This is a genomic window from Pseudofrankia sp. DC12 (assembly GCF_000966285.1).
GTDB lineage: Bacteria > Actinomycetota > Actinomycetes > Frankiales > Frankiaceae > Pseudofrankia.
Genome location: NZ_KQ031391.1, coordinates 3791956 through 3815802, shown reverse-complemented (window position 1 = coordinate 3815802; position 23847 = coordinate 3791956). Strand labels below are relative to the sequence as shown.

Below are 23847 nucleotides of genomic sequence, written 5' to 3'. Positions count from 1 at the left end.
GCGCTTGCGCGCCTTCGGCGGCCCCGCCGGGTCGGGCGCTTAGCGCCCTCCCCAACCTGGTTCGGGGGTGGGGTTGGAGTGCGGAGGCGGGCGCCTATCCAGGGTCAGGATCTTGGCTGCGGCTCGCTTCGCCTCGGCTTGTCTGTCGCGTCGCGCTTCGGGGCACCTCGGCTCGCTTCGCATCGCCGTCGCTTCGCATCGCCGTCGCGCCTCGCTTCACATCGCCGTCGTGCCTCGCTTCACATTGCCGTCGCGCCTCGCTTCGCGCCGCCGTCGCGCCTCGCTTCGCATCGCCGTCGCTTCGCATCGCCGTCGCGCCTCGCGTCGCGTCGGCGTCTCGCCGGTTTGCGGCGCGATGGTTGCTATTGAGGTCAGGATCTGGCCGGAATCGGTTCTAGCGTCGGTGGCGTTGGTTTCTGGGAGACGGAGGGCTTTGGAGATGACGACGATGAGCGATGCCGGTGTCGTGGCCGGGACCGAGCCGGATGTGCCGGGCAATGCGGCGGCGGCGGTCGGGGCGGCGGAGGGGCCGGCGGTGGCGGGTGAGTGTGGTGATCTGTTGGCTACGCTCAGTCAGGCTCGGTTTTTCCTGCGGTTCACTACGCGTGACCTGACCGACGAGCAGGCCGCCGGGCGCACGACGGTGAGTGCGTTGTGCCTGGGTGGTCTGATCAAGCATGTCGCCAGGGTCGAGGAGCAGTGGCTGGAGTTCGTGGCGCGCGGGCCCGACGCTCTGTCACAGGACCCGGACGAGCGGGACGCCGACTTCCGGCTCGGTGCCGGTGAGACGCTCGCCGGCGCCTTGGCGCGTTACGAGCAGGTGGCCCGGCGCACCGACGACTTCCTGGCGAGTCGGCCCGATCTCGACGTCGACCAGCCGCTTCCGGTGGCGCCGTGGTTCCCGCCCGGCGCGCGCTGGTCGGTCCGCAGGGTGATCCTGCACGTGATCGCCGAGACCGCGCACCACTCCGGCCACGCCGACGTCATCCGCGAGTGCCTCGACGGCGCGAAGACCATGGGGTAGCCGCGGCGCGTCAGCCGACCCGGTTGCGCGGGTTGGGGAGCCGCCAGCGCCGGCGCGCCGTGGGGACGCCCGCGACGAACAAGGGCAGGGCGACCGCCGCCACGGGCAGACCGAGCAGCAGCCTCGTCGGCAGGGCCACGCCGGTACCGACCCCGACCGCGGCCGCGATCTCCCACCAGATCAGCCGGCCGACGCCGAGGCCCACCGGGACGCCGATCAGCACCGCGACCAGCGCGGCGACGGCGGCAGTCACCGCGATGGCCCCGATCCGCGGCGGGGTCGCGCCGAGGACGCGCAGCACCGCCGTGGACGCCGTAGCGGCTCGCGGCGCGTTCGTCGAGGACGGCCTCTCCCGCCCGGCCGGGTCATAGAACCGGCCGGCGACCAGCACCGGCGTGTAGGCACCCGGATCCGAGCCGACCGGATGGCCCTCAAGGGCCCCGACATACCGGACGTCCGGCCGGTTCTCCACCCGCGCCACCAGCGCCCTCGTCACCCAGACACCGCGCACCCCCGGGACGACCGCCGCCGCCCGGAAGGCCAGGTCCGGGTTGGAGGTCATCGTGATCTGCAGGTCCGGCACGTCGTTGACCCGGCGCAGGTCGACCAGCGCCTCCCGCAGGTTCGCGTCGAGCTGGCGGTTGTGCAGGACGGTGCCGAGCCGGGTGCCGAGCTCAGCGAGCAGCCGGTCCTCGGCCTCGCTGAACCGCGGCCATCAGCGCACCGACCCCGACCAGCGCGAACGCGGCGACGTCGGCGGCGAGCAGGAGCGCCTGCTCGGCCTGCCGGCGCAGCACGCCGACCTGGCCCGCCACGACCCCCGCGAGCAGCAGCACGGCGGTCGTCACGACCGGCACCGACCAGGGCGGGTAGGCCGCGCCGAGCACCCTGGGCAGCACGCAGACGGCCGCCACCCCGGCGGCGGCCAACGCGCCGGCGGCGACGAGCAGGCCACGCGGACGCGGCCCTACCTCCCGCACGCGCGGCGCGCCGTCCGGCAGGCTCACGCGGGTTCCTCTTCCGTAGCCGGCTGCTCTAGCTGACCGTCGCGCATGGTGACGATGCGCTGCGCGCCGGCGGCGACGACGAGGCCGCGCCCATACGAGCGTTACGTGGTGCGTCGCTGACGGTCTGGCCGGGCGAGTTCGTCGCGGTCACCGGGCCTTCGGGCAGCGGCAAGCCTAGTTGTTCCACCTGTTGGAGAGCATGACGGCGGCGGACAACGTGGTGCTGGCGGCCCGGCTCGCGGGACTTGGCCGGCGCGACGCGGTCGGCCGCGCACGCGAGCTGCTCGACGTGCTGGGCCTGCTGGGGCGGGCCGAGGCGCTGCCGTCGACGCTGTCCTGCGGCCAGCGTCAGCGGCTCGCGATCGCCAGGGCGCTCGCCGGCGGCCCGACACTGCTGCTCACCGACGAACCGACCGGGGCGCTCGACTCGGCCGGGCGCGGCCGAGGTGCTCGACCTGTTCACCCGGCTGCACGCCCGCGGCCAGACCATCGTCGTGGTCACCCACGACGCCGCTCTCGGCGTTGAACGTCCGGTGCGCGCCCACCACGGCCACGACTGGCTCGGCGGCCCGCTCCTGCGTCGGTTCCATGCCCTCCCCCGTTCGGCTCCCCCCCAGCATTGCACCAGGCGCATCAACCGGGAGAAGCCGGCTAACCAGCGCGATCTCGGTGGTGCTGCCATCCCCGTCCATGCGGTGCCTGGGCGATCGCCCGGCCACGACCGGCGCAATGGCACATCCGGGCCAGGAACTCCGGACCCGTCGCACCAGTCGTTCGAACGCCACGGTGGGACACCGCTGGACTATTGCTCGGCGCAATCGCCGTGCACGACGCTACGTATGCCGACATGCGGCAAATACCCACCGTGACCTGTCCGGAGCCTGACTCGCTTCTCGCAGAAATTGCTGGAATGAGCCGAGCACACTTGGGGATGTGCAAACCATGGCCCGTCACCGCGTCGCCCCCCGGTCCGTCCCGCGAGCTGTTCCCGCCGGCACCGGGGCATCAGCGCGCGCACACGGCCGGCACGCCCCCACGTCCGCGACGACCACCGCGCGCCTGGCGCTGTCCCGGCGGGTCGTCACGCGGCGGATCGCGCTGCCCGCGGCATCCGTCGCGGTCGCCAGCGTGGTGACGGTCGGCGGAGTCGCGTTCGCGAGTGACGGGTCCGGCTCGACGGTCCCCACCCAGCGCGTGGCGAGCACAGCGCCCGCCAACCACCCGTCGGCGAGCACCGGCGTGGACGGCGGCGTCACCGCGTCGGCCGTCGGGATGACCGGCGGCACCCCGGCGGGCACGGCCGCGACCGGCGCGGTCGCCGCGTCGCCGAACGACGCCGCGGCGATCGCCGCCGCCATCCGGCACAGCGACCTGACCGGCCAGGTTCCGGCGAATGCCTACCAGGTCGTCGGGGCGAAGCTCTCCCGCGGCGACCCGACCTGGGCGTGGGCGCGGCTGATCCCGGTGACCGACACGATCGACCAGGCCCAGGGCGTGCTGCACCGCACCGCGTCCGGCTGGCAGCTCGTCCAGCTCGGCAGCTACGAGGTCGGCTGCTCGGTCGCGCCGGCCCAGGTCCGGGCCGATCTGGCCCTCGACTGCCCGCCCGGCGCCGCCGGCTAGGTGCTTCTCGCCGATCTTGCCAAAGATCCACGGCGAGCACCCTAGGTGCGGTCGAGCCGACGGGCCACACTGTCAAGCTACCGTCAGGCCTGGCCAAAACCGGCCTGCCTACAGGCAGACTGGTGGGATGGCCCTGCGTACCCCCGCGAGTGGACAGAACCCCGGGGGTCGTCGTCGCCAGCCGGAGGCAACCCGTGACCGCCTCCTCGCCGCCGCCGTCGACCTGTTCGCCGAGCGCGGCTACGACCGCGTCCGAGTCCGGGACATCGCCCAACGAGCCGGCGTGACGACCGGCGCGATCTACGCGCATTACCCCGATATGGCCTCGCTGCTCGCCGACGCGGCCGGCCGGGCGGTCGACCACGCGGTGGAGGCGGTCGCGCACGTCGGCCACGGCGAGGTCGGGCCCGCCCTGCTCGCGACCGTGACCACCACAGCGGCCGGCGGGCGGCGGCTGTCGCGTGAGCAGGCGCTGCTGCTCGAGGCGATGGTCGCGGCCCGCCGCGAGCCCACGCTGCGCAAGGCACTCGGCGAGGTGCTGCGCGACCGGCTCGAGGTGCTCCGCGGCGCCGTCGCGCAGGCGCGCGAGGACGGCGAGCTGCGCGCCGACCTGGCCCCGGACGCCGTCGCCTGGTTCCTCTACCTGGCGCCCATCGGCCTGCTCACCGGCCGGGCCGCCGGGATACCCGGCCCGGACCTCGACGAGTTGCGCGCCGTTCTGGAAGCCGTGGTCACCGGCCTGGGCAAGACCCCCGTCGGCGTGGGTCCCGACGAACCGATCGCCGCGACCGGCGACCCGGACGCGGCGGAGGCTGCCCCGCCGGTCCCGGCCCTGGGGGACGCACAGCACGGGTAGCTGATCGGGGACGCGCGCGCCGGCCGTCCGCGAGCTCAGCCGGTGTCGCCGGTCTTGGGGTGCGAAGCGGTCCCGTGCGTCCTGGACCTGGGCGGCTTGGGTGAACGGTGGTGCTCCTTGCCACGCGGCTCCTTGATCAACGAGATCGGGCCCGGCACCCGCCTGCGGGACCGGCCCGCGCCCCCGCCGACCGACGATGGGCCCTTCGGCCGCGGGCCGGTGGCCGGTGGCTGCTCGCTCTCCGCCTTCCCGCCGGCCTTGGGCCCCGGGCCGCTCTCGACCGTCGTATCCGACGCGTCGGCCTTCCTGGCCGCGGCCCGCCCCGCTGCGGCAGGCTTGGCGTCCGCCGCAGCGGCTTCCCCGGCCGGCGCCGTCGACTGCGCTGCGGCCTTCGCCGGCTTCGCGGCCTTCGCCGGATTCGCGGCCTTCGCCGGCTTCGCGGCCTTCGACGTGGCCGCCTTCGCGCCGCTGGTCGCCTTGGCCGTAGCCACCTTCGACGTCGTGGCCTTCGAGGCGGCGGGCCGCGGCCTGGCGGGTCGCGGCCTGGCCGCGGGCGGGACGGGCGGGGCCGGCTCGGCGTCGGGCGCGGGCTCGGCGAGGCCGTAGACGCGACGGGCGTTACCGGCCCCGATCATCGTGGCGACCCGGTCCGCGTCCCGCGCCGTCCAGTCGTCGGCCTCGACACCCGCGGCGAGGAAGGAGCCGAGGCCCCGGCGGAACAGCTTCGCCCCCAGCAGATACAGCTCGGCGAGCGCGAAGGCGTCGGTGGAGAACAACATCTTGCCGAACGGCGCCAGCTCCAGCGTCTCGGCCAGCACCGTGGCGCTCCCCCGGCCGAGGTTGTGGGTGGCCAGGCCGACGTCCACGTAGACGTGCGGGAACACCTGCGCCAGGTAGCCCGCCTCCCGGTGGTACGGGTAGCAGTGCAGCAGCAGCACCGGTGCGCCGGTGGGGACCAGCTCGCGCAGCAGGTCGGTCAGCAGCAGCGGGTTGGCCCGGGCCAGGTGCAGGTCGGTGTCGCCGAAGCCAGTGTGGATCTGCACCGGCAGGCCGAGGTCCGCGCCGGCCCAGATCAGGAAGCTGTGCAGCACCGGGTCGGCCAGCCGGATCGGCGCGCCCGCGCGCAGCTGGCTGACCCAGCCGCGCACCGAGGCGATCACCGCGCGGTCGGTGGGCCGCTCCGACGGCAGGTCGAGCCCGACTCGGTAGGCGGCCACCGACTTGACGCCGACGACGCCGACGCCGGCCGGGCTGCCGGTCCTGGTGGTCTTCCGGGCCGCGCCGGCCGGCCGTTCGGCGGCGCCGGAGGGCGGCTCCTCGCGGCCGGTGCGGGCGGCGAGCCGGGAACGGACGAGGTCGGGGAAGTGGGCGACGCCCACCTGGCCGGTGACGATGTCGAGCGCCACCTGCTCGGCCAGCGGCTCGAGCCGGACGACGTCATGGGCGCGGGCACGGGCGACCCCGGCCAGGTCAGCGGCGCCGGTCAGCCGCTCGGGGGCGAAGCCGGTGTCGACGCAGAGCTCCTCGATGCCCGCGGCGCGCAGCATCCGGGTGGCCACCTCGTCCGGGCCCAGCTCGGCCCGGCGGCCCAGGTAGTCATCCGGCTCGGCGTGCGGGGCCAGGTCCAGCACCGGCGCGCACCAGCGCCGCAGCGCGAGCCCGAGCTGGCTGTCGAAGAAGGACGTGCCCGCCGGCGCGGGATGGTCCGCCTCCGTCATGGCCCGCTCGAAGTCGGCCCGGTCTAGCTCGCGCCGCACCAGCCCGTGGCAGTGGTGGTCGACGAGCGGAAGCGTCTCGATCCTGGGCAGCCGCACCCGGAGTGCTTCCCCCGGATCCCTCGTCAGCATGCGTCGGGCGCCGCCGGTGCCGGCCCAACCGGCCATCCGGGGCCGCGCGCTGCGGGTGGACGGGCGGTAAACGGCTCCCGAAGTCTGGCCCGGGGCCTTCGCGGGGCAATCGGTTATCCACAGGTATCCACAGGCTCGATGTCACCGATGCGGCCTGAAACCGCTGCACAGCCGGCGGATAGTCCCGATGACTAGCAGTCAACCTGTCCATCGGCCCGGCTATACACAGCCCACCCCAGGTTATCCACAAGTTATCCACAGGCGGGGCGGCCGATGTGGAGTCATCAGGGCCGTACCCAGGCTCGGCTTCAGGACCGGGCGTCGACGCCAAGCCCGGATACATCCACCCAAAGCACCGGTAGGCGCGACCGAGCCCGGCTACGACTGTTCCCCCGGAACAGTTCGCCCACGGAAAGTCCACTCCGCCGGGACATGGTCCGGCCCAGGTTCAGCTGCGAAGGTCAATCCATGACCTCGTACTCGGATTCCGACCTGCTGCGCGAGCTCGAGCCCGTCGCCGCGGCGAACCTCGACCGGCACCTGGGCCTCGCCGCCGAGTGGATGCCGCACGAGTACGTCCCCTGGAGCCAGGGCCGCGACTTCGACTCCCAGCCGTGGGAGCCGGGGCAGTCCACGCTGTCGGACGTCGCGCAGCTGGCGTTCGAGGTCAACCTGCTCACCGAGGACAACCTGCCGAGCTACCACCGGGAGATCGCCGGCGGCTTCGGCCTCGACAGCGCCTGGGGCACCTGGGTGGGCCGGTGGACGGCCGAGGAGGGCCGGCACGCGATCGCGATGCGCGACTTCCTGCTGGTCACCCGGGGTGTCGACCCGGTTACCCTGGAGCGCGGCCGGATGCACCAGATGCAGGTCGGCTACCACAGCGGTGGCAAGACCCCGCTGCACATCCTCGCGTATGTCACGTTCCAGGAGCTGGCCACCCGGATCGCGCACCGCAACACGGGCCGGTACGCCGAGGACCCGCTGGCCGAGAAGCTGATGGCGCGCATCGCCGCGGACGAGAACCTGCACATGATCTTCTACCGGAACCTGACCGCCGCCGCGCTGGAGTTCGACCCGAACGGGGCCGTCCAGGTGATCCGCGACGAGGTCCTCGGTTTCGAGATGCCCGGGACCGGGATCCTCGACTTCGCCGAGAAGGCCCGGCGCATCGCCGAGGCCGGCATCTACGACCTGCGCATCCACCACGACGAGGTACTGACCCCGGTCCTGCGGCAGCTGAGGTTCTTCCAGCTTGAAGGCCTGGACGCCGCCGCGTCGCAGGCGAGGGACGAGGTGGCCTCGTTCCTGGAGACCGTCGACGCGTTCGCCACCCGTCAGGCCGAGAAGAGGGCGGCTCGCGAGGCCCGCGGCGCGGCTGCCCAGGCCTGAGGCCCTTCCGGCCAGACGTCGTGGTCAGGCGTGCCGCCGGGCCCGCCGGCACGACGGCGTCCGCCGGTGCGGCTTCAGATCGGGCATCCGCCACGGCCGCCGGCCAAGCGGACAAATCGGGAACCCGTTGCGCACGCGCCGGGCGGTATGCCCCATAGTGTTCCCCCGTGGGCGTCCATCGTCGCCGGTCGTGGCATGTCACGACGTTCCCGGTCATCGTGGCCGGGTTCGGCGTGGTGGCCCTCGCGGTCGGGCTGATGTTCGGCGGGCTGCACTCGGGCGGCTCGAAGCCGGCGGACGCCCAGGTCGGGCAGCCGGCGGCCACGGCGGAGCTCCCCACGTCGGCGGTCGCGACGAGCGGCACCGAAGGGCTGACCGCGGCCGGCCTCCCGTCCGCGGTCGACGCCGCGTCCAGTGGCACGGCGACGACGACCCGTGCCCCCGCCACGTCGGCCCGATCCACGCCCCACCCGACCGCCGGAACGGCACCGAGGCTCAGCCCCACCCCGACGCCCTCCACCGACAGCTCCGCGGGCGGCGACGACGGCATCCACCTTCCCAAGGTGAACCTTCCGACGTTCGGCTAGCCCGCCGACGCACCCGCCGCCCTTGTGTATGACGGCCGCCGCCGGGAGCCCGGCCGGGACGGCCGAGGCTCGGCTCCGCCGGTTCGAGTTACCCGCCAGACCGCTCAGTGCCGCCAGAGGGACCGCTCGACGATCTCGTCGGCGGAAGCAGCGGCGAAGACCTCGATCTCGGCCCGCCGGACGGTGGCGATCGTGTCGTGCAGCTCGGCGCCGAAGACGGACCGCAGGACGGGGTCGGCCTCGAACGCGGCGACCGAGTCCGCGAGCCGGCCGGGCAGCGCCTTGATGCCACGCCGGTCCCGCTCGGCCGCCGGCAGCGTCGCCGGGTCGACGTCGACCGGCTCGGGCAGCCGCGCGCCTTCCTCGATCCCCGACCGGCCGCAGGCCAGCACGCCCGCGAGCGCCAGGTACGGGTTCGCCGTCAGGTCGAAGCACTTGATCTCAAGGTGGGGTGACGCCTGGGACCACTGCTCGGCGCTGGGCTTCAGCCCGGCGCCCGGCGTTTGCTCGCCGGCCGCCAGCCCGGTCACCAGCCGCAGCGCCGCCTCCCGGTTCTCCACACCCCAGCAGGCGAACGCGCCGGCCCAGCGGGATGGCTTCAGCCGCAGGTAGGACGCGACGCTGGGCGCGCCGACGGCGAGCAGCCCCGGCAGGTGGGCCAGGATGCCGGCGACGAGATGCTCCCCCAGCTCGCTCAGCCCGGCCGGGCCCGTGCCGTCGGCGAGCGCCGCGCCGGCGGGACGCCGATCCGCCCGCTCGGCGCGGCGCAGGCTGACGTGCGCGTGACCGCCGTTGCCGACGCCGGCAGCGACGACCGCCGGCGAGAACGAGGTGCGCAGCCCATGCCGGGCGCCGACGGCGCGGACCGTCTGGCGGACCAGCACGCTGGTGTCGGCCGCCGCCAGCGGGTCCTCGGGGGCGGTCGACACCTCGAACTGGCCGGGCGCGTACTCCGGATGGATCTGCTCGACGGCCACCCCCTGCTCGGTCAGCGCCCGGACCAGGTCACGCAGGTAGCCCGACTGCTCGATCACCCGCTCCATGCCGTACGCCGGCCCCGTCGCCACCGGTTCCGGAACGCCGCCGGTCCGGGCCGCGCCGGCCAGGTAGATCGTCCATTCGACCTCGATCCCGGCCAGCGCGGGCAGGCCACGGTCAGCGAACGCCTCGGCCTCGCGGCGCAGGATCGCGCGGGCGTCCTGCGGGTGGGGCCGCCCGAGCTGGTCGAACCGGTCGACCGGCGCCCACGCCCAGCCGGGCTGCGCGGCCAGCGGGACGACCCGGTCGAGGTCTGGGCGCAGCCGGAGGTCGCCGACCGGGCCACCGGCGTAACGGCCGGTGGCGAGCTCGTCGGTCAGCAGGAACGCGTCGAACGACGGCGACGCCCCGACGCCCACGGTTGCCGCCCGCTCCAGCCGGCCGACCGGTACGCCCTTCACCCGGGTGATCCCGCTGTTGTCGACAAAGGTCAGCGCGACCGCGTCCACACCCCGCGCCCGCAGGTCCGCCGCGGCCGAAGCCGCCTTCTTCCCGTCCACGCTCATACGTCTCTCCCGGTCGGCACCTGTGCGGGCCGGCCCTCGGCACTGACCGATGTCCGCCAGTGTGCGGCCTTGACCACCCTCCGCGCCGGCCGGCACGCGGTGTCCGGTGAGCCGGGATGAGTCAGTACAGGCTGCGTAGGACCTTCTCGACGGCGGCGTCGACGGACGCTGCCTTCGTCGCGTCACCGGCCGCGGCGGCGCGGTCGACCGTGAGCCAGGGCGTGACCCAGCAGGAACGGGCCAGCTCGTCGTACTCGGCGGCGACCCTGGCCTGCAACGCGTCGTCGGCCTCGTACTGGTCGGGGGCACGGCTCGCGTCTAGCGCCGCGCGGGCGCGGGCCTGCGCACGGGCCACGTCGACCGGCACCCGCAGCAGGATCTGCAGGCCGGGCCGGGGCAGCGCCAGGTCGGTCAGCTCGATCGACGCCACCCAGTCGCGGAAACCGGGCCTTTCCTCGGCGGGCAGCCGGGCCGCGCCATAGGCCGCGTTCGAGGCCACGTAGCGGTCGACCAGCACGACCGCATCGCCGGCCGCGGCGGCCGCCAGCTCGGCGCCGGCGTTCGCCCGGTCCAGGGCGAACAGCAGCGCGCTCGCGCGGACCGACGCGGCGACCGGTGCGAGTGCCTGGTCACCGGCGAGCATCGCGCGCACCGCCGGCCCAAGCGGCTCAACGGTGTAGCGGGGGAAGGCCAGCCGGCGCACCGGCCGCCCGGTCGCGGCGAGGGCCGCCACCAGCGCCTGGGTCAGCGTGTTCTTGCCCGCCCCGTCGATCCCCTCGATCGCGACGATCACCGCGCGCAGGCCCCCTCGTCCGCTTCAGACCGGTCGCCCACGCTACCGGCCGCCCGGGCCGGCACCCGCGGCAGGCACCGCCGCACGACCTTTCGGGATCGCCGGTGGCGCGGGTACGGTCGGCGGCGTACGCGGGGATACGCCTGGAAGGGGATGCCACCGGGACCGGGCGGCGCTACCGTCGGCTGGTGGACGGGCCGTGGTTTCGACGGAACCTTCGGTGTCTGCTGATCGACCTTCTGATGGCCGCGGCGTTCGCGACCGTTTTCCTGGTCAGCGCGGCCAAGTGGGGAGGGACGCAGTCCGCGCCGCACAAGGCAGTCGACGCCGTGGGGTACGGGCTTCTCATCGGGATCGCGGCCGTCCTGCTGGTCCGCCGCTGGGCACCGCGCCCGGCGCTGGTCGTCGAGGCCGCCCTGGTCGGGATCTTCGTCGGCGTGGGGTACCCCGGGGGGCCGTACTTCATCGTGATGGCGATCGTCGGCCTCACGGTCGGGCGGACCAGCGGGCGTCGCGAGGCAGCCTGGGCGGCGATCGGCGCGACCTCCCTGATCGGGGCCGGGCACGTGGCGAGCTTCGACCGCGGGCACGCGGGCGGCGGCTGGGGACTGTTCGCCGGGCTCGCCGAGGCGCTGCTGGTCGGTGCCGCTCCCGTCGTGGTGGGGTCGCTGATCCGGGAGCACCGGAGCTGGCGAGCAACCGCGCAGGACGAGGCTCAGGCGCGCCTGATCGACGCCGAGCGGCTGCGGATGGCCCGCGAGGTTCACGACGTCGTCGGGCACAGCCTTTCGATCATCTCGCTGCAGGCCGGCGTCGCGCTGCACGTCCTGGACCGGCGCCCCGAGCAGGCGCAGCTCTCGCTGGAGGCGATCCGCCGGACCTCGATCGAGGCGCTCGACGAGCTGCGCGCGACCCTCGCCCTGACCCGCGCCGGCCAGTCGGCGGCCGGCCCGCCAGCGGTCAGCGAGTCGAACATCGGCGCATCACCAGCCGGCGCGACAAAGTCCGGCGCACCGCTTGCCGGCGCACCGCGGCCCGCCGTGGCCCTGCCATCCAACGCCAGTCCCGCCAGCACTCCCTCATCGGCTGCTCCGACCACCTCGGCTGGCGTGGTCGGCCAGCGGACCGACGGGGCTGGTCTCGGCCTCCGGTCGCCGGTCGCCGGTCCAGGAGCGCGGCCGGCCGAACGGGCACCGCTGACGGGGCTCGGCCGGCTGCCCGGGCTGTTGGCGGAGGTGCGGCTGTGCGGCGTGCTCGTCGAGGCCGACATCAGCGGGCCGCTCGACCGGCTCCCAGCCGACGTCGACCTCGCCGCGTACAGGATCGTGCAGGAGTCGCTGACCAACGTGCTGCGGCACGCCCGCGGTGACCGGGTCGCGGTCCGGCTGTGCGCCGAGGCCGCCAGGGTCACGATCGAGATCACCAACGTCCCGGAACGGCCGCTGGACGACCCGGTGCCCGTCGTTCCGGCCGCTTACGGCCACGGGCTGACCGGGCTGCGCGAGCGGGCCGCGGAGCTGGGTGGCGAGCTGACCGCCGGGCCGTGCGGCGCCGGCGGCTGGCAGGTCCGCGCCCTGCTTCCCCTGCCACGCGCCGGCGGTGGCAGGGTGGGCACCGTTGGTCAGACCGGCAACGGCAGGGGCGCTGCCAGCGGAGGGTCTCGTTGATCAGAGTTGTGGTGGCCGACGACCAGCCGCTGATCCGGCTGGGGCTGCGCGTGCTGGTCGAGACCGAGCACGACCTGGAGCTCGTCGGCGAGGCGGAGGACGGCCGGACCGCCGTCGAGCTGGTCCGCCGGGCCCGGCCCGACGTCGCCCTGCTCGACATCCGGATGCCGGTGCTCGACGGCCTCGCGGCACTGCGGGAGATCACCGCCGACCCGGCACTGAGCGGCACCCGGGTGGTCATGGTCACCACGTTCGAGCTCGACGAGTACGTGTTCGAGGCGCTGCGCGGGGGCGCCTCCGGGTTCGTCTTGAAGGACAGCGAGCCGGCCGACCTGTTGCGCGCGATCCGGGTCGTCGCGGCGGGCGAGTCGCTGCTGTCGCCGGCCGTCACCCGCCGGGTGATCGAGGCGTTCGCCCGCCGCCCGGTCGGGCCGGGCGCGCCGGACCTCGACGGCCTCACCGACCGCGAGCGCGAGGTGATGGGCCTCGTAGGCCACGGCCTGTCCAACGACGAGATCGCCGCCCGCCTCGTCATCAGCCCGGCGACCGCCCGAACGCACGTCAGCCGCGTCATGGTCAAGCTCGGCGCCCGTGACCGCGCCCAGCTAGCCGTCCTCGCCAACCAGGCTGGCCTCGTCTAAGCCGCGGGTTGGAACGTAACCGCTTCGGTGGACACCCGGAGTAGCTGCCCGATTCATCGGGCGAGCAGAAACGGGTTCGACACGCCGCGCATCTACCGAGGAGATAAAGATCAAGCGGTAGCTTTCCTGCTGGCCGTGATCGCCGCCACCAGCCTCGCCCGGCGCGACGTCACAGCCTGAGTCGAGCGCGGCGCCGCCGCCCGATTCGGGCGCGCCGCCGCCCACGGCCGCCCGGGCCCCCGGAAATCGCCGAGCCGCGCTGGTCAGGCCGGCAGTTCTTAAGAAACAGAGAAATCCCGGCCGAGCCGGGTCGCGGGTCCGGGAGGCGGGTGTTCACTGAGAACATGGTCGACGGGTCGCCGGTGGGGCGCCGGGTGGTGCTCGGGGTGGCCGCGTTCGGCGCGGTCGGGGTCGCCTTCGGCTCCATCGCCCAGCGGGCGCTGGACACAGCAGTCGCACCGCTGCGGGCCCGGGACACGACCGGCCTGACGAACCTGATCCCCGGCGACGGGTTCCAGATCTACACGGTGACCTCCTCGGTGCCGCACCTCTCGGCGGCCAGCTACCAGCTCAAGGTCCACGGCCTGGTGAACGAGCCGGCGACGCTGACGCTCGCGGACCTGGAGGCGATGACACAGACCGAGCTGACCCGCGACTTCCAGTGCGTGACCGGCTGGCGGGTCGGCGGCGTGCACTGGTCCGGGGTGAAACTCGCTGACCTGCTCGACCGGGTCGGCGTGCGCTCGACGGCCCGAGCGGTGACGTTCCGCTCGTTCGACGGGTTCTACGACGAGAGCCTCACCCTGGAGGAGGCCCGCCGGCCGGACGTGCTGGTGGCCCTGCGCATGCTGAACGGCCCGGTCAGCTATGAGCATGGCGGGCCGGTGCGGCTGTACGTGGCGCCGATGTACGGCTACAAGTCGATCAAATGGCTGGGGGAGATCGAGCTCGTCGACCAGGTCACTCCCGGCTGGTGGGAGCGCCGCGGCTACGACGTCGAGGCCTGGATCGGCCAGTCCAACGGCCGCAGCGACAAGCCGGTCTAGCCGATGTCCGTGGGCGAGTACCTGCGCAACTCGACGGCGACTCGCGGCGACGACATTCGCCGCTTCGGGTCCGCGACCCGATGGGTGCACCGGACGACCGCGTTGCTCTTCGGCGTCTGCCTGGCGACGGCCGCGATCCTCTATCTGCCGTCGTTGGCACTCCTGTTCGGCCGCCGGCCGCTGATCATGTCGATCCACCTGTACTGCGGCCTGGCGCTGCCGGTTCCGGCGCTGCTCGGCTGGCTCACCCGGAGCTTCCGCCGCGACACCACCGAGCTCAACCGCTTCACCGCCCCCGACGGCGTGTGGCTACGGGCCCGGCTGCTGCCCTGGGGCACGGCGCGCCAAGCGCCACTGACGCCGACCCGGGCCGGATCGGGCTCCCTGCCGCCAGCCTCTCGGCACGGCGCCGGCCAGGGCCTGCTCACCGTCGGAGGAAAGTTCAACGCGGGCCAGAAGCTCTACGCGGCGGTCGTCGCCGGGTCGATTCTGGTATTCCTCGGAACCGGCCTGGTGATGTACCTCGGCCAGGACCTGCACATCCAGGACCGCTACCGCACCGGCGCGTCGTTCGTGCACGACCTTCTCGCCCTCGGCATCTTCGTCGCCGTCTGCGGCCACCTCTGGATGGCCTCCCGCGACTCCGTCGCCCGCGCCGGCATGCGCACCGGCTACGTCCCCCGCTGGTGGGCCAGGACCGAACACCCACACTGGGCCGCTCTCGCCCCCGAAAACCTCGATGAGGCCGGCAGCGCGCCTTTGGCCGAGCCCGACGAGGACTTTCCGGCGCTGCCCTGAGCCGCCTCCCGTGGATCTTCAGGCGAGTCCGCCACACCATCTAGTCCCGGCGGGGACGGTAGGTCCTGTAGGGGAGAAAACGGTGCATGACGTAGAGGTCGACGTCGCCGTTCCAGGGGTGGCGGAAGGCTGACGGCAGCGTGCCAATCACTCGGAAGGCGAGTACGCGCCAGATCGCGACCATCCGGGTGTTGCCGGCGACCACCGCGGTGGACTGCATCGCCCGGTAGCCGAGCTCGGTCGCGTGCTCGATCGCGGCCTCGGCCATCGCCCGGTCGGCCCCTTCGGCGGCCCGGTCCGGGTGCGCCATGAAGACCAGCTGCGCCACGTGGTCGCCGAGCCCGACGAGCGCCGGTGTTATCTGCGCGGTCGCGATGATCCGCCCGTCGCCCTCGTCGTCCTCCATCACCAGCACGACGGCCGGCTTCGGCAGCATCCACAGCTCCCGAGCGTCCGACTCCTGGGTTTCGGGGTGCCAGGTGTACAGCTCACCGGCCGCGACCTGCGCGTGCCAGATCGGCCAGATTCCGGGCCAGTCATCGTCAGATGCCAGCCGTGTGTGCACCCACCTGATCCTGCCCGTCCGTCAACCCCCCTGTGGGAAAATCCGGCATGGGTACCCCCGCAATCCACCAATCTCATCCGTCAAGGCCGATCGATCTCATTGCGCAACCATATAACCACATAGGGCAACTGGTGGCCGGTGGGTCACAGTCTGTCGGGTGCGGGTGCCGTCGCCCCGGAGGTTCAGCTGTGTGCGGCCAAACCCGCGTCGAGCGTCCAGATCCGGACGTCGGAGATCCCGGTCTGGTCCCGGTAGACCTCGCGCTCCATGAGGATCGACAGGTCGCCACATCCCAGCTCGTGCATCGCGTGGTCGACTAGCGAGACACCTGTTGAGCCACCCCGGACCAGCCGCTCGAGGAAAGCGCCGTCCAGCTCGCACCGTGCAGCCGCCATGGCGCCTTGCCTGCCGAGACCAGGAGAAGGATCTCGCTGAAACGACTGGCGACCTCGCTCCGGCTGGACCCGTTCGCCCAATGCCAGTGAAACTCTCTTGATCGCGTGGGTCAGGCTGCCATGGCTGGCTGAGTGTGGTCACGTTCGGTGACATCGGGAAGCGTGAGTGTTGGGGCCGCCGTGGTGAGGGTGTCGGTGATCGGTCCGCAGATCCGGGTCTCGTAGACGACCTTGCGGGTGGTGAGGCCGGGTCCGGCGTGGGGGAACTCCGAGACGCTCTTCGCCCGGCGTTCGCGGGTGCGGTTGCGGTCGGGGGTGTTGCGCCGCCGGCTGAGTGCGCTGTGGATGGCGGCGAGCCGGTGTGCGACGACCTCGTCGGGCAGGCCGGGGGTCGCCGCGCCGAGGTGGCGGGTGAGCGCGAGCACCGTGGCCTTGGTGGACAGTTCCCGGGCCAGGACCGGCTGCCCGGCGCGGGCGCCGCGCTGGGCGGGGGTGGCCTGCGCGGCGGCGCTGCGCTGCACCGCGCGCAGGAGAGCCGCCCCGAGCAGGAGAGCGGGGATCTCCTGGTCGACCTCGAACGGGTCGGTGGCGCGCAGCATCGGCCCGGCTCCGGGTCCGGAGTCGTTCAGGGTGGCCTTGGTCTCGCGGATCGGGGTCTCGGTCGCGCCCCATCGGGCCCGGTAGCCGGCGGTGAGAGCGAGCGCGGGCAGCGCGGCGGGGTCGGTGATGTTCGTGGCCACGGCGAACGTCTCACCGGTGTGGACGCCGTCGGCGAACACGTCCCACTCGACGTCGCGCCAGCCGTGCAGCACGTCGTCGGTGCCGAGGTCGACGAGCGCCGAGCCGTCGGGCAGCCACGTGTCGACGTCGACGGTGATCCCGGCGCGCAGCCGCACCGCGAGGTTCATCCCGGCGCCGGTCAGCCGCCTCAGCCGCTCGGCGCCGGGGAAGTTACGGTCCCCGACGTGCAGGAGCCCAGGGTGACAGATCGCCGGGGTGGCGGTCGCGACCTGCTCGAGCAGCGTCTGCTCACCGGCGTCCTTCGCGCCCGAGGACGGGCCGTGGGCGTAGCCGAGCGGGGTCTTCGTCCCAGCGTCGACGTCGATCAGAAGGCGGACGTGCGGGAACGGCGCCGGGTCGGTGCCCGCCCCGAAGCGCTCCCGGTTCGCCGCCGTGTCGGGCAGCCGCAGGAGGGTCCCGTCGAAGCCGGCGACCCGGAACGCTCCCGCGGCCAGCGCCTGTGGGTCGTGCGGGTCGAGGAGCTCCGCGCGCAGCACCACCAGGACCGCCTCGCACACCGCGGCGACCACCACCCCCGGCACGCCGCGCCGCGCCCGGGAGAACGCCGGCCCGCCGGGCGTGGCGGAGCAGCGGGTGAACGGGACGTCCGCGACCGGCGCGAACAACGCCGCCAGCACGTCGTCCCACCCGGTGCCCGCCATCCACGACCCCAGGACCAGCGCCCGCACGACGACCCCCCGGGTCAACGCCAACGCCGTCTCCTGCCCGCGCACGGCGTCATCAGGTGCGGCGTCGTCGCTGCCGGGCGGTGTCGTCGCCTGGAACTGGGTGAACGCCTCGGCGATCAGCCGGTCGAGCGCGCCGGGGCCGAGCCGCCGGTCGAGCTCGGCCTCCGCCGCTCCCAGCGACACGTGGTCCGCCGCCCGGCCCGACAGGGCCAGATCCCCGTTGTCGTAGGCCCTGAGCGTCCCGGCCAGCACCGGCCGGTAGACGATCACCTGGTCGCCGTGGCGGGCCGGGAGCGCGCCCTCAGCCAGCGTGAGCAGGCCGCGGCGGTCGCGGGCCGGCGCCCGGCCGCCGCCGCGGCGCCCGGCCGTGCGAACCGGCCCCGCGGCCAGGTCCTCGGCACGCACCGCCAGCAGCCCGGCACCGACCCGGCCGAAGGCCACCCCGGGCAGCGCGACCGACGGGACGACAGGATAGAAACAGGACACGGCGGACTCCGGGTCAGGGAACTGGCTTCGACACCCTTCACCTCACCCGGAGATCCGCTCAAACCCCGCAATCCGGGCACTCCCAGCACCCAAATCCTCCGCTCCGGCGACCTCCCACCCCACCCCCGACCGTCACCCAACGTCACCGTTAGCTCAGGCGCGGCCGGGTACCTCACACCTCGCGATCAAGCGCCTTACAACGGCATTGCCCGTTCGCCAGCTGGGCGATGTGGTTGCCCGTTTCGATTACGGTCGCGACCGGTAACACCAGTCCGCACCGCGCGGCGGCCCACTCCCGCTGCTCTCGGCGCACTCGGTCCCGCTGTTGAGCACGACCCGGGACATCCAACAGGTTGGCGAAAATCGATGTGTCAACGAACCACACCGGCGGGCGCATCATTCGATCCCCAGGATGCGGTTGAATTCGCTGTAGTCCGCTTCGGCCTCGTCAGGGGCAACCAGCGCACCACGAGTGACGATGTCTCCAATTCGTCCACCGGCCATGGCTCCCAGGTAGCCCGGCAGCTCGGTGATCCGGGTGAGGCGACTGTTGGCCTGGCCGTCTCGGTAACAGACGATGACGTCTTCGTTCAGCTTTCCGGTCGATCCTCGGTCCTCGGTCCGGAGCCTCCACAGGGCAGCCGAAAGATTCTCACCAGTCCGCCGGAGTTCCATATCGCTGCTCGGCACGAAGTTTCGCATCAGATGCGGTACCGGATCGAGGTGAAATATTCCACGGAGCGCGGAGGTAACCGCGAGAGCGGCGTCGACGATGGCTCGCTCCGCCGGCGTCCCCGGTCTCATGACGGCCGGCAGCTGCGGGGTGAGCAAGGCTGTGCGGCGGAACCCGAGCACGGGTCGAATCTCGGGTTCGATGCTGTAGGCGGACTCGGGTCCTTCCGATGAATCACCGATGCGGAGCAGCAGAACCGGTTCGGCTCCGGGCGAGAGCGCTGTTGGGCTGGGGCCGGTCAGCCGCTCGTGGACGACACGTAGTTCCGGTTCCACCTGCACGCGGACGTCGAACTTGACGAGTCCCCTGTCGAGTTCGATGGTGCAGCCGAGCTGGAATGACCGCTCGCCGTGCGGCCGGCAGCCCGCCGAGCCGCCTCGAACGGCTCCACCCACGCGACCTCTCGCATCGAGGGCATCTGACAGAAACTCGCCACCCGCCAGCCGGGACAGGACCTCGAGCGCATCAAGAGCATTGGACTTGCCACCGCTGTTACGGCCGGTCAGCACGGTGACTGGCCCGAGAGGCAGGGTGACGCCACGGAACGACTTGAAGCTTGTCAGCCGGATCTCGCGGAGCCGCGCGGCGGTCACGGCGCGACTCTATCCCGGCACCCGAGCGCTTGATCATCGCAGCGGGGCCGATCGCAGCCAGCACGCTCGAACGGCGGCGAGAGCGTGCTCTGGCGCCCGATCTCCGTAGCCAGGCAACCTCCCCGCCGCCGCGCCCGTGCGTGGTGATCGCGGGCACCGGCCACAGCAGCAGCCGCTGTCCCGAGCCCGGATCGACTGGGACGCAGGCGGTGACGCGTCCGCGATGGGGTGTTGACGGCGACTAGCTAACGGATGTACATAACCGTTATGCAGATCTACCTAACCGTTATACAGACGGCCCGCCCCACCGTCCCGAGCAACAAGGCTCCGTGAGGTACCTGATGCTCGCCCTGTTGGACCGCGGACCGGCCCATGGATACGAGCTCAAGCGCGCGCACGACGACCTGTTCGGCGACGTCGCCCCGCCGGTCAACGTCGGGCAGATCTACGTGACCCTCACCCGGCTCGAGCGGGACGGCGCCGTCACGCATCGCGTCGCCGAGGGCAGCGGCGGCCCGGACCGCAAGGTCTACGAGCTGACCGACACCGGCCGCAAGTCGCTGCGTGGCTGGCTGGAGGAGCCCAGCAACCTTCCGGTCGGCAAGAGCGATGTCGTGCAGCGGCTGGTCGCCGGCCTGATCTACGACGCCCACACCGCCCGCGACGGTCAGCCGCCGAACGCCGGGGCGGGCAGCGCCGCCCGCACGATCGCCGCGCACCGCTCCCGCTGCCTGCGGGCGCTGCGGGCGCTCGCGGAGGCCGCGCCGGGCCAGGACTCGCCTGCTGAGGACGACCTGATCACCCAACGGGGCGGCGCCGCCGCTCATTTCAGCGTCGCCGGCATCGGCGACCTGCTCCGCGAGGCCTCGGTGCTGCACCTGGAGGCCGAGCTGCGCTGGCTCGACGCCGTCGAGGCCCGCCTCGCCCAGTATGGGAGGACCTGATCCATGACTACGACGGACCCCGAGACCGCGACCGAACCAATCCTGGTCATCACCGACCTCAAAAGGTCCTTCGGCCGCGGTGAGCGGGCCAGGCCCGCGCTGTGCGGAGTCTCCCTGACCGTCGCGCCGGGTGAATGGGTCGCCGTCGTGGGCCCCAGCGGGTGCGGCAAGTCGACACTGCTCCACCTGGTCGGCGGCCTGGACACGCCGAACGCCGGCTCGATCCGGATCGGCGGCGACGAGGTGACCACCTTGTCCGCGGGCCAGCGCGCACTGCTGCGCCGCCGCAAGATCGGCTTCGTCTTCCAGTCCTACAACCTCATACCGCACCTGAACGTCGCCGCGAACGTCGAGCTGGGCCTGCGGGTCGCGGGCGCCGGGCGCCGGGCCGCGAGGGCACGGGCCGCCGAGGTCCTCGACGCCGTCGGCCTCGGGGACCTCGCTCACGCGCTGCCCTCGACGCTGTCCGGCGGGCAGCAGCAGCGGGTCGCGATCGCCCGCGCGGTGGCCGGCCGGCCCGACCTCGTGCTGGCCGACGAGCCGACCGGCGCGCTGGACACGGCAGCCTCCCGCCGTGTGGTCGAGCTGCTGCGCGAGGAGCACCGGCGCGGCCAGACGTTGATCATGGTCACCCACGACTACGCGGTCGCCGCCGCCGCCGACCGGGTGATCTTCCTACGCGATGGCCAGATCATCGACGAGCGCCGGCCCGCCGGCCGTCGGGCCGGCGTGGCCGCGCTCGCCGGCCCGCACGACACCGCCGACGCGGACGGAACCGACGCCGAGATCGACGCCGACGAGGCCGCGTTCCGCGCGACGCCAGGCGAGCTCGACGCCGATGACGGCGCCGGCGGGGCGCGCTCGGCGCTGGGCGGAAACGACCTAAACGACCTGCTCGGGCTGGGGAGCTGGTAATGCGTACCGTCCTCCTGCTGGCGCTCGCCGGCCTGCGCGGCCGCAGCCGCACCGGGATCGCGATCACCGTGCTGATCCTCGCGTTGTCCGCTCTGGGCCTGTCGATCGGCTTCGCGGTCAGCGGCCAAGGCGACAAGGCGATCGACCGGCTCGCCGCCCGCACCAACGTCGCCGACGTCGTCGTCTGGGCCGACGACTCGACCCTCGACAAGCCCGGCCAGGCCGCCACGGGCAGCGTCATCCCGCCGCCGAGCGCCGTGACCGCCGAGCTCCGCCGCGTCCCAGGGGTCCGCACGGTCGTGGGGCCGCTGCCGTTCCTGGACACGACGCTCGTCGTCCCCGCCTCACAGGATGCGGCCGACGGCTCGCCCGCGGAGTACCACAGCGAGGTGACCACCCTGGCCGACCCGAACGTGGCCGTGAACCACCCGGCGCTGGTCGCCGGCCGGTGGCTGGCCGGGTCACACGAGGTCGTGCTCGAGCGCAGCGTGGCCGCGGACCTGGGGCTGCACCCCGGTGACCACCTCGCGCTGCGCGGCCCGGGTGGCGACATTCCGTTCACCGTCGCCGGCGCCGCGAACGAGCTGACCGACTGCGGCTTCCCGCAGTGCGGCCAGGCCCGGCTGTGGATCTCCGCCGCCGGGCTCGCCAGGATTGGCCCGGCCGGCGGCGTCACCTACTGGATCGAGGATGTCCCCGGTGCCTCCGCCGAGGTCGTCGCGAGCACCGTCGTCGCCCAGCTGGGCCCCGTCGTCGTGGGGACGAACACCTGGCCGAGCACCCGGGGCGACCTGGTCCAGGTCGAGCAGATCTTCGGAAAGATCGTTTCCGCGTTCGGTCTCTTCCTTCTGGTCGCGGTGGGCGTGATCGTCGCCGGCTCGATGACCAGCCGGATGGTCACGCGGCGGCGGGAGATGGCGCTGTTCGGCGCGGTCGGGGTCCGGCCCGTCCAGCTCACGGCGGCGCTGCTGGTCGAGCACCTGGTGCTCGGCGTGGTGGCCGCGGCGCTCGGCTGGGCCGCGGCCGAGGCGCTGGCGCCGAACGTCGACATCGGCGCAGCGGTGACCGGCAGGCCGGCGCCGCACTGGGCGGTCCACGACCTGCTCGTCAGCGGCGGAGCGCTACTCCTGCTGCTCACGCTGGCGACCGTCGCGGGCGCCCTGCGGGCCGGACGCGCGTCGGTCGTCGACGCCCTGCGGGACGCACCGGCCGCCGGCCAGCGCGGCGGAGCGCTCGCCCGGCTGACCGGGCTCGTTCCCGGCCGGCTGGCCTACCTCGGAGTCGGCCGCCTCGCCGCCCGCCCGGTCCGCGGCGCACTCACCGCGCTGACGGTGCTCGTCGCGGTGTCCGGGGCCGTCGTCAGCGGCGGATGGCATCTCACGGTCGCGCACGCGCTCACCAACCCAGCCGCCTCCGGAGACCCGTGGCGGGTGATGGTGGGGCGCGGCAACGTCCCGACCGCCACCGTCGAGGCCGCGCTGAACCAGACGCCCGGGATCTCCGGCTGGTGGTCGGAGACCGAACGGCGCGGCAGCGACGACGACCTGACCTTCCGGGTCCGCGCGATCGGCGGCCCCCAGGCGCCGGGCTACCGGGTCGGGGCCGGCCGGCTACCGGCCGGCCCGGGCGAGGCAGCGGTCGGCTATGGCCTGCTGGACAAGCTCGGACTGCGGGTCGGCCAGACGACGACCGTCGACATCGGCGGGGTGGACCACCACGTCCACATCGTCGGCTGGTACCGGACCACTGAGGACACCGGGCAGATCCTGGTCATGCCTGCCTCCGACCTCGGGCCTGGGGCGGAACCCAGCCAGTACCGGATGACGCTGACGCCGGGCACGTCCACGGCGACGGTGCGGGACGCCCTGGCCAGACGGCTCGGCAACGAGGCGGAGATCTCCACCCAGAGTTCGAGCATCACCGGCCGGGCGGTCATCGAGTCCGTCACGACGGCGATCATGCTGATGCTCGCGCTGGTCGCACTGACCAACATGCTGTACTCGCTGGTCGCGTCGAACCGGGAGAACGCCCGGGACATCGGGGTCACCGGCGCGCTCGGCGCGACACCGCGACAGATCGTCGCGCAGGGCGCGGTCGCGGCGTTGTTCCTCGCGACGCTCGCGCTGGTCATCGGCGTCCCGGTGGGGCTGCTGGTCTTCAGGCTGCAGGTGGACGCGGTGTCCGCCAGCATCGGGCTGGGGCCCGGGATCGGGCTGCTGCCGTCCGCGACGTTCCTCATCGGGATCGTGCTCGGCACGCTGGTGCTGACCGGCGCCACCGGAGCCGTCGCCGCGCGTGGCCTGGCCCGCCGGCCAGTCGGCGACCTGCTCCGCTGGGAGTAGCCCGCCGGCGCCCGCGTCCGATGACTCCCCGGTCAGCCGGGGTGCCACCGGACGCGTCCGCGCGGGACAGGATGCCGCGGTGAATGGTCTAGCTGCTACTGCTGCTGATCGAGCCAATGATGACGACGAAGACAACGATGTACAGAATCCAGAACGCGACGGCACCGACGGCCGACACGATGCACCAGGTCCGCGCCCGCTTGGAGCAGTCGAGCGCACCCTGGATGTCACCCATCTGCTGTTTGGTCTGCACCCGGGTCGAGTTCACGATCGCCACGATGCCGGCCGGGAGGCAGCAGAGCAGGGTGACGACTATCGACTGCCACAGGTAGTTCGGGATCGGCGCGCCACCGGGCGGCGGGGTGCCGAAACCACCGCCGGGTGCCGGGTAGCCGGGCGGCGGGGTGCCATAGGCCGGCTGGCCGTAGGCGGGCTGGCCATAACCGGGCTGCTGGCCGTAGGGCTGCTGGCCATAACCAGGCTGCTGGCCATAACCAGGCTGCTGGCCGTAAGGGTCGCCTGGGTTGCCGTAGGGCGGAGGAGTCGTCACGGTCGCGGCCGCGCCTTTCGGTGAATTCCT

General features: G+C 73.2%; 23 protein-coding genes. 13 read left to right on the top strand and 10 right to left on the bottom strand.

Annotated features, from left to right (window positions below; all coding sequences use genetic code 11):
- Positions 1-112: 112 nt before the first annotated feature.
- Positions 113-1024 (top strand): DinB family protein, encoded by a 912-nt coding sequence (locus FRADC12_RS34925; RefSeq protein WP_502685255.1) that lies wholly within the window; start codon positions 113-115, stop codon positions 1022-1024.
- Positions 1025-1034: 10 nt separating this feature from the next.
- On the opposite strand, the gene FRADC12_RS15180 is transcribed toward FRADC12_RS34925, so the two are convergent.
- Positions 1035-1607, bottom strand: a complete 573-nt coding sequence (locus FRADC12_RS15180; protein ID WP_045877139.1) for a hypothetical protein — start codon at positions 1605-1607, stop codon at positions 1035-1037.
- A 91-nt stretch (positions 1608-1698) separates the two neighbouring features.
- Positions 1699-2031: a hypothetical protein gene (locus tag FRADC12_RS15175; protein WP_045877138.1), complete on the bottom strand. Its 333-nt coding sequence runs from the start codon at positions 2029-2031 to the stop codon at positions 1699-1701.
- 199 nt (positions 2032-2230) lie between these two features.
- Here FRADC12_RS15175 and FRADC12_RS29875 point away from each other — a divergent pair, with 199 nt between their 5' ends.
- The 3 genes from FRADC12_RS29875 to FRADC12_RS15160 all read left to right on the top strand — a co-directional run bounded on the left by FRADC12_RS29875 (position 2231) and on the right by FRADC12_RS15160 (position 4510).
- Positions 2231-2557: an ATP-binding cassette domain-containing protein gene (locus FRADC12_RS29875; protein WP_052710929.1), complete on the top strand. Its 327-nt coding sequence runs from the start codon at positions 2231-2233 to the stop codon at positions 2555-2557.
- Between the two features lie 416 nt (positions 2558-2973).
- Positions 2974-3654 (top strand): hypothetical protein, encoded by a 681-nt coding sequence (locus tag FRADC12_RS28435; protein ID WP_052710928.1) that lies wholly within the window; start codon positions 2974-2976, stop codon positions 3652-3654.
- A gap of 127 nt (positions 3655-3781) precedes the next feature.
- Positions 3782-4510 (top strand): TetR/AcrR family transcriptional regulator, encoded by a 729-nt coding sequence (locus FRADC12_RS15160; protein WP_232303814.1) that lies wholly within the window; start codon positions 3782-3784, stop codon positions 4508-4510.
- A gap of 35 nt (positions 4511-4545) precedes the next feature.
- Here the strand turns inward: FRADC12_RS15160 and FRADC12_RS34040 are convergent, their stop codons facing one another.
- Complete coding sequence (locus tag FRADC12_RS34040) at positions 4546-6357, bottom strand: amidohydrolase family protein (protein ID WP_283215128.1); 1812 nt, start codon at positions 6355-6357, stop codon at positions 4546-4548.
- A gap of 468 nt (positions 6358-6825) precedes the next feature.
- Here FRADC12_RS34040 and FRADC12_RS15150 point away from each other — a divergent pair, with 468 nt between their 5' ends.
- Entirely contained in the window at positions 6826-7749 is a 924-nt protein-coding gene (locus tag FRADC12_RS15150; protein WP_045877136.1) for an acyl-ACP desaturase, read from the top strand.
- 167 nt (positions 7750-7916) lie between these two features.
- Positions 7917-8336 (top strand): hypothetical protein, encoded by a 420-nt coding sequence (locus FRADC12_RS15145; RefSeq protein ID WP_157488873.1) that lies wholly within the window; start codon positions 7917-7919, stop codon positions 8334-8336.
- 104 nt (positions 8337-8440) lie between these two features.
- Here the strand turns inward: FRADC12_RS15145 and FRADC12_RS15140 are convergent, their stop codons facing one another.
- Positions 8441-9880, bottom strand: a complete 1440-nt coding sequence (locus FRADC12_RS15140; RefSeq protein WP_045877134.1) for a glutamine synthetase family protein — start codon at positions 9878-9880, stop codon at positions 8441-8443.
- A gap of 121 nt (positions 9881-10001) precedes the next feature.
- Positions 10002-10673, bottom strand: a complete 672-nt coding sequence (locus FRADC12_RS15135; RefSeq protein ID WP_045877133.1) for a dTMP kinase — start codon at positions 10671-10673, stop codon at positions 10002-10004.
- Positions 10674-10915: 242 nt separating this feature from the next.
- Between FRADC12_RS15135 and FRADC12_RS15130 the strand changes: the two genes are divergently transcribed.
- The 4 genes from FRADC12_RS15130 to FRADC12_RS15115 all read left to right on the top strand — a co-directional run bounded on the left by FRADC12_RS15130 (position 10916) and on the right by FRADC12_RS15115 (position 14825).
- Positions 10916-12340, top strand: coding sequence for a sensor histidine kinase (locus FRADC12_RS15130; protein ID WP_232303813.1), 1425 nt, complete (start codon positions 10916-10918; stop codon positions 12338-12340).
- Positions 12337-12981 (top strand): response regulator, encoded by a 645-nt coding sequence (locus tag FRADC12_RS15125; protein WP_045877132.1) that lies wholly within the window; start codon positions 12337-12339, stop codon positions 12979-12981. The genes FRADC12_RS15130 and FRADC12_RS15125 overlap by 4 nt, the downstream gene beginning before the upstream one ends.
- A gap of 344 nt (positions 12982-13325) precedes the next feature.
- On the top strand, positions 13326-14027 hold the full coding sequence (locus FRADC12_RS15120) for a molybdopterin-dependent oxidoreductase (protein WP_198153131.1): 702 nt from the start codon (positions 13326-13328) through the stop codon (positions 14025-14027).
- A gap of 3 nt (positions 14028-14030) precedes the next feature.
- Positions 14031-14825: a cytochrome b/b6 domain-containing protein gene (locus tag FRADC12_RS15115; protein ID WP_045877131.1), complete on the top strand. Its 795-nt coding sequence runs from the start codon at positions 14031-14033 to the stop codon at positions 14823-14825.
- 40 nt (positions 14826-14865) lie between these two features.
- Here FRADC12_RS15115 and FRADC12_RS15110 read toward each other — a convergent pair whose 3' ends face one another.
- The 4 genes from FRADC12_RS15110 to FRADC12_RS15095 form a co-directional block, all read right to left on the bottom strand.
- Positions 14866-15390, bottom strand: a complete 525-nt coding sequence (locus FRADC12_RS15110; RefSeq protein ID WP_045877130.1) for a GNAT family N-acetyltransferase — start codon at positions 15388-15390, stop codon at positions 14866-14868.
- Positions 15391-15572: 182 nt separating this feature from the next.
- Entirely contained in the window at positions 15573-15785 is a 213-nt protein-coding gene (locus FRADC12_RS15105; protein WP_045877129.1) for a hypothetical protein, read from the bottom strand.
- A 110-nt stretch (positions 15786-15895) separates the two neighbouring features.
- Complete coding sequence (locus FRADC12_RS15100; protein ID WP_045875092.1) at positions 15896-17740, bottom strand: hypothetical protein; 1845 nt, start codon at positions 17738-17740, stop codon at positions 15896-15898.
- Positions 17741-18136: 396 nt separating this feature from the next.
- Positions 18137-19066, bottom strand: a complete 930-nt coding sequence (locus FRADC12_RS15095) for an AAA family ATPase (protein WP_052710927.1) — start codon at positions 19064-19066, stop codon at positions 18137-18139.
- Positions 19067-19395: 329 nt separating this feature from the next.
- Here FRADC12_RS15095 and FRADC12_RS15090 point away from each other — a divergent pair, with 329 nt between their 5' ends.
- From FRADC12_RS15090 to FRADC12_RS15080, 3 genes are read left to right on the top strand one after another with little or no spacing between them, the layout of a single operon-like run.
- The gene (locus tag FRADC12_RS15090) at positions 19396-20010 is read left to right on the top strand and encodes a PadR family transcriptional regulator (RefSeq protein ID WP_045877128.1); all 615 of its coding nucleotides are present in this window, start codon (positions 19396-19398) and stop codon (positions 20008-20010) included.
- Positions 20011-20013: 3 nt separating this feature from the next.
- Positions 20014-20925: an ABC transporter ATP-binding protein gene (locus tag FRADC12_RS15085; protein ID WP_045877127.1), complete on the top strand. Its 912-nt coding sequence runs from the start codon at positions 20014-20016 to the stop codon at positions 20923-20925.
- The gene (locus FRADC12_RS15080; protein ID WP_045877126.1) at positions 20925-23267 is read left to right on the top strand and encodes an ABC transporter permease; all 2343 of its coding nucleotides are present in this window, start codon (positions 20925-20927) and stop codon (positions 23265-23267) included. The genes FRADC12_RS15085 and FRADC12_RS15080 overlap by 1 nt, the downstream gene beginning before the upstream one ends.
- Before the next feature lie 88 nt (positions 23268-23355).
- On the opposite strand, the gene FRADC12_RS15075 is transcribed toward FRADC12_RS15080, so the two are convergent.
- Positions 23356-23817: a CD225/dispanin family protein gene (locus FRADC12_RS15075; protein WP_045877125.1), complete on the bottom strand. Its 462-nt coding sequence runs from the start codon at positions 23815-23817 to the stop codon at positions 23356-23358.
- Positions 23818-23847: the final 30 nt, after the last annotated feature.

Bases quoted from the DNA above. Each gene is read 5' to 3' on its own strand.
- FRADC12_RS29875 (WP_052710929.1), top strand. From the start codon at position 2,231: ATGACGGCGGCGGACAACGTGGTGCTGGCGGCCCGGCTCGCGGGACTT.
- FRADC12_RS28435 (WP_052710928.1), top strand. From the start codon at position 2,974: ATGGCCCGTCACCGCGTCGCCCCCCGGTCCGTCCCGCGAGCTGTTCCC.
- FRADC12_RS15160 (WP_232303814.1), top strand. From the start codon at position 3,782: ATGGCCCTGCGTACCCCCGCGAGTGGACAGAACCCCGGGGGTCGTCGT.
- FRADC12_RS34040 (WP_283215128.1), bottom strand. From the start codon at position 6,357: ATGCTGACGAGGGATCCGGGGGAAGCACTCCGGGTGCGGCTGCCCAGG.
- FRADC12_RS15150 (WP_045877136.1), top strand. From the start codon at position 6,826: ATGACCTCGTACTCGGATTCCGACCTGCTGCGCGAGCTCGAGCCCGTC.
- FRADC12_RS15140 (WP_045877134.1), bottom strand. From the start codon at position 9,880: ATGAGCGTGGACGGGAAGAAGGCGGCTTCGGCCGCGGCGGACCTGCGG.
- FRADC12_RS15130 (WP_232303813.1), top strand. From the start codon at position 10,916: ATGGCCGCGGCGTTCGCGACCGTTTTCCTGGTCAGCGCGGCCAAGTGG.
- FRADC12_RS15120 (WP_198153131.1), top strand. From the start codon at position 13,326: ATGGTCGACGGGTCGCCGGTGGGGCGCCGGGTGGTGCTCGGGGTGGCC.
- FRADC12_RS15115 (WP_045877131.1), top strand. From the start codon at position 14,031: ATGTCCGTGGGCGAGTACCTGCGCAACTCGACGGCGACTCGCGGCGAC.
- FRADC12_RS15105 (WP_045877129.1), bottom strand. From the start codon at position 15,785: ATGGCGGCTGCACGGTGCGAGCTGGACGGCGCTTTCCTCGAGCGGCTG.
- FRADC12_RS15085 (WP_045877127.1), top strand. From the start codon at position 20,014: ATGACTACGACGGACCCCGAGACCGCGACCGAACCAATCCTGGTCATC.
- FRADC12_RS15080 (WP_045877126.1), top strand. From the start codon at position 20,925: ATGCGTACCGTCCTCCTGCTGGCGCTCGCCGGCCTGCGCGGCCGCAGC.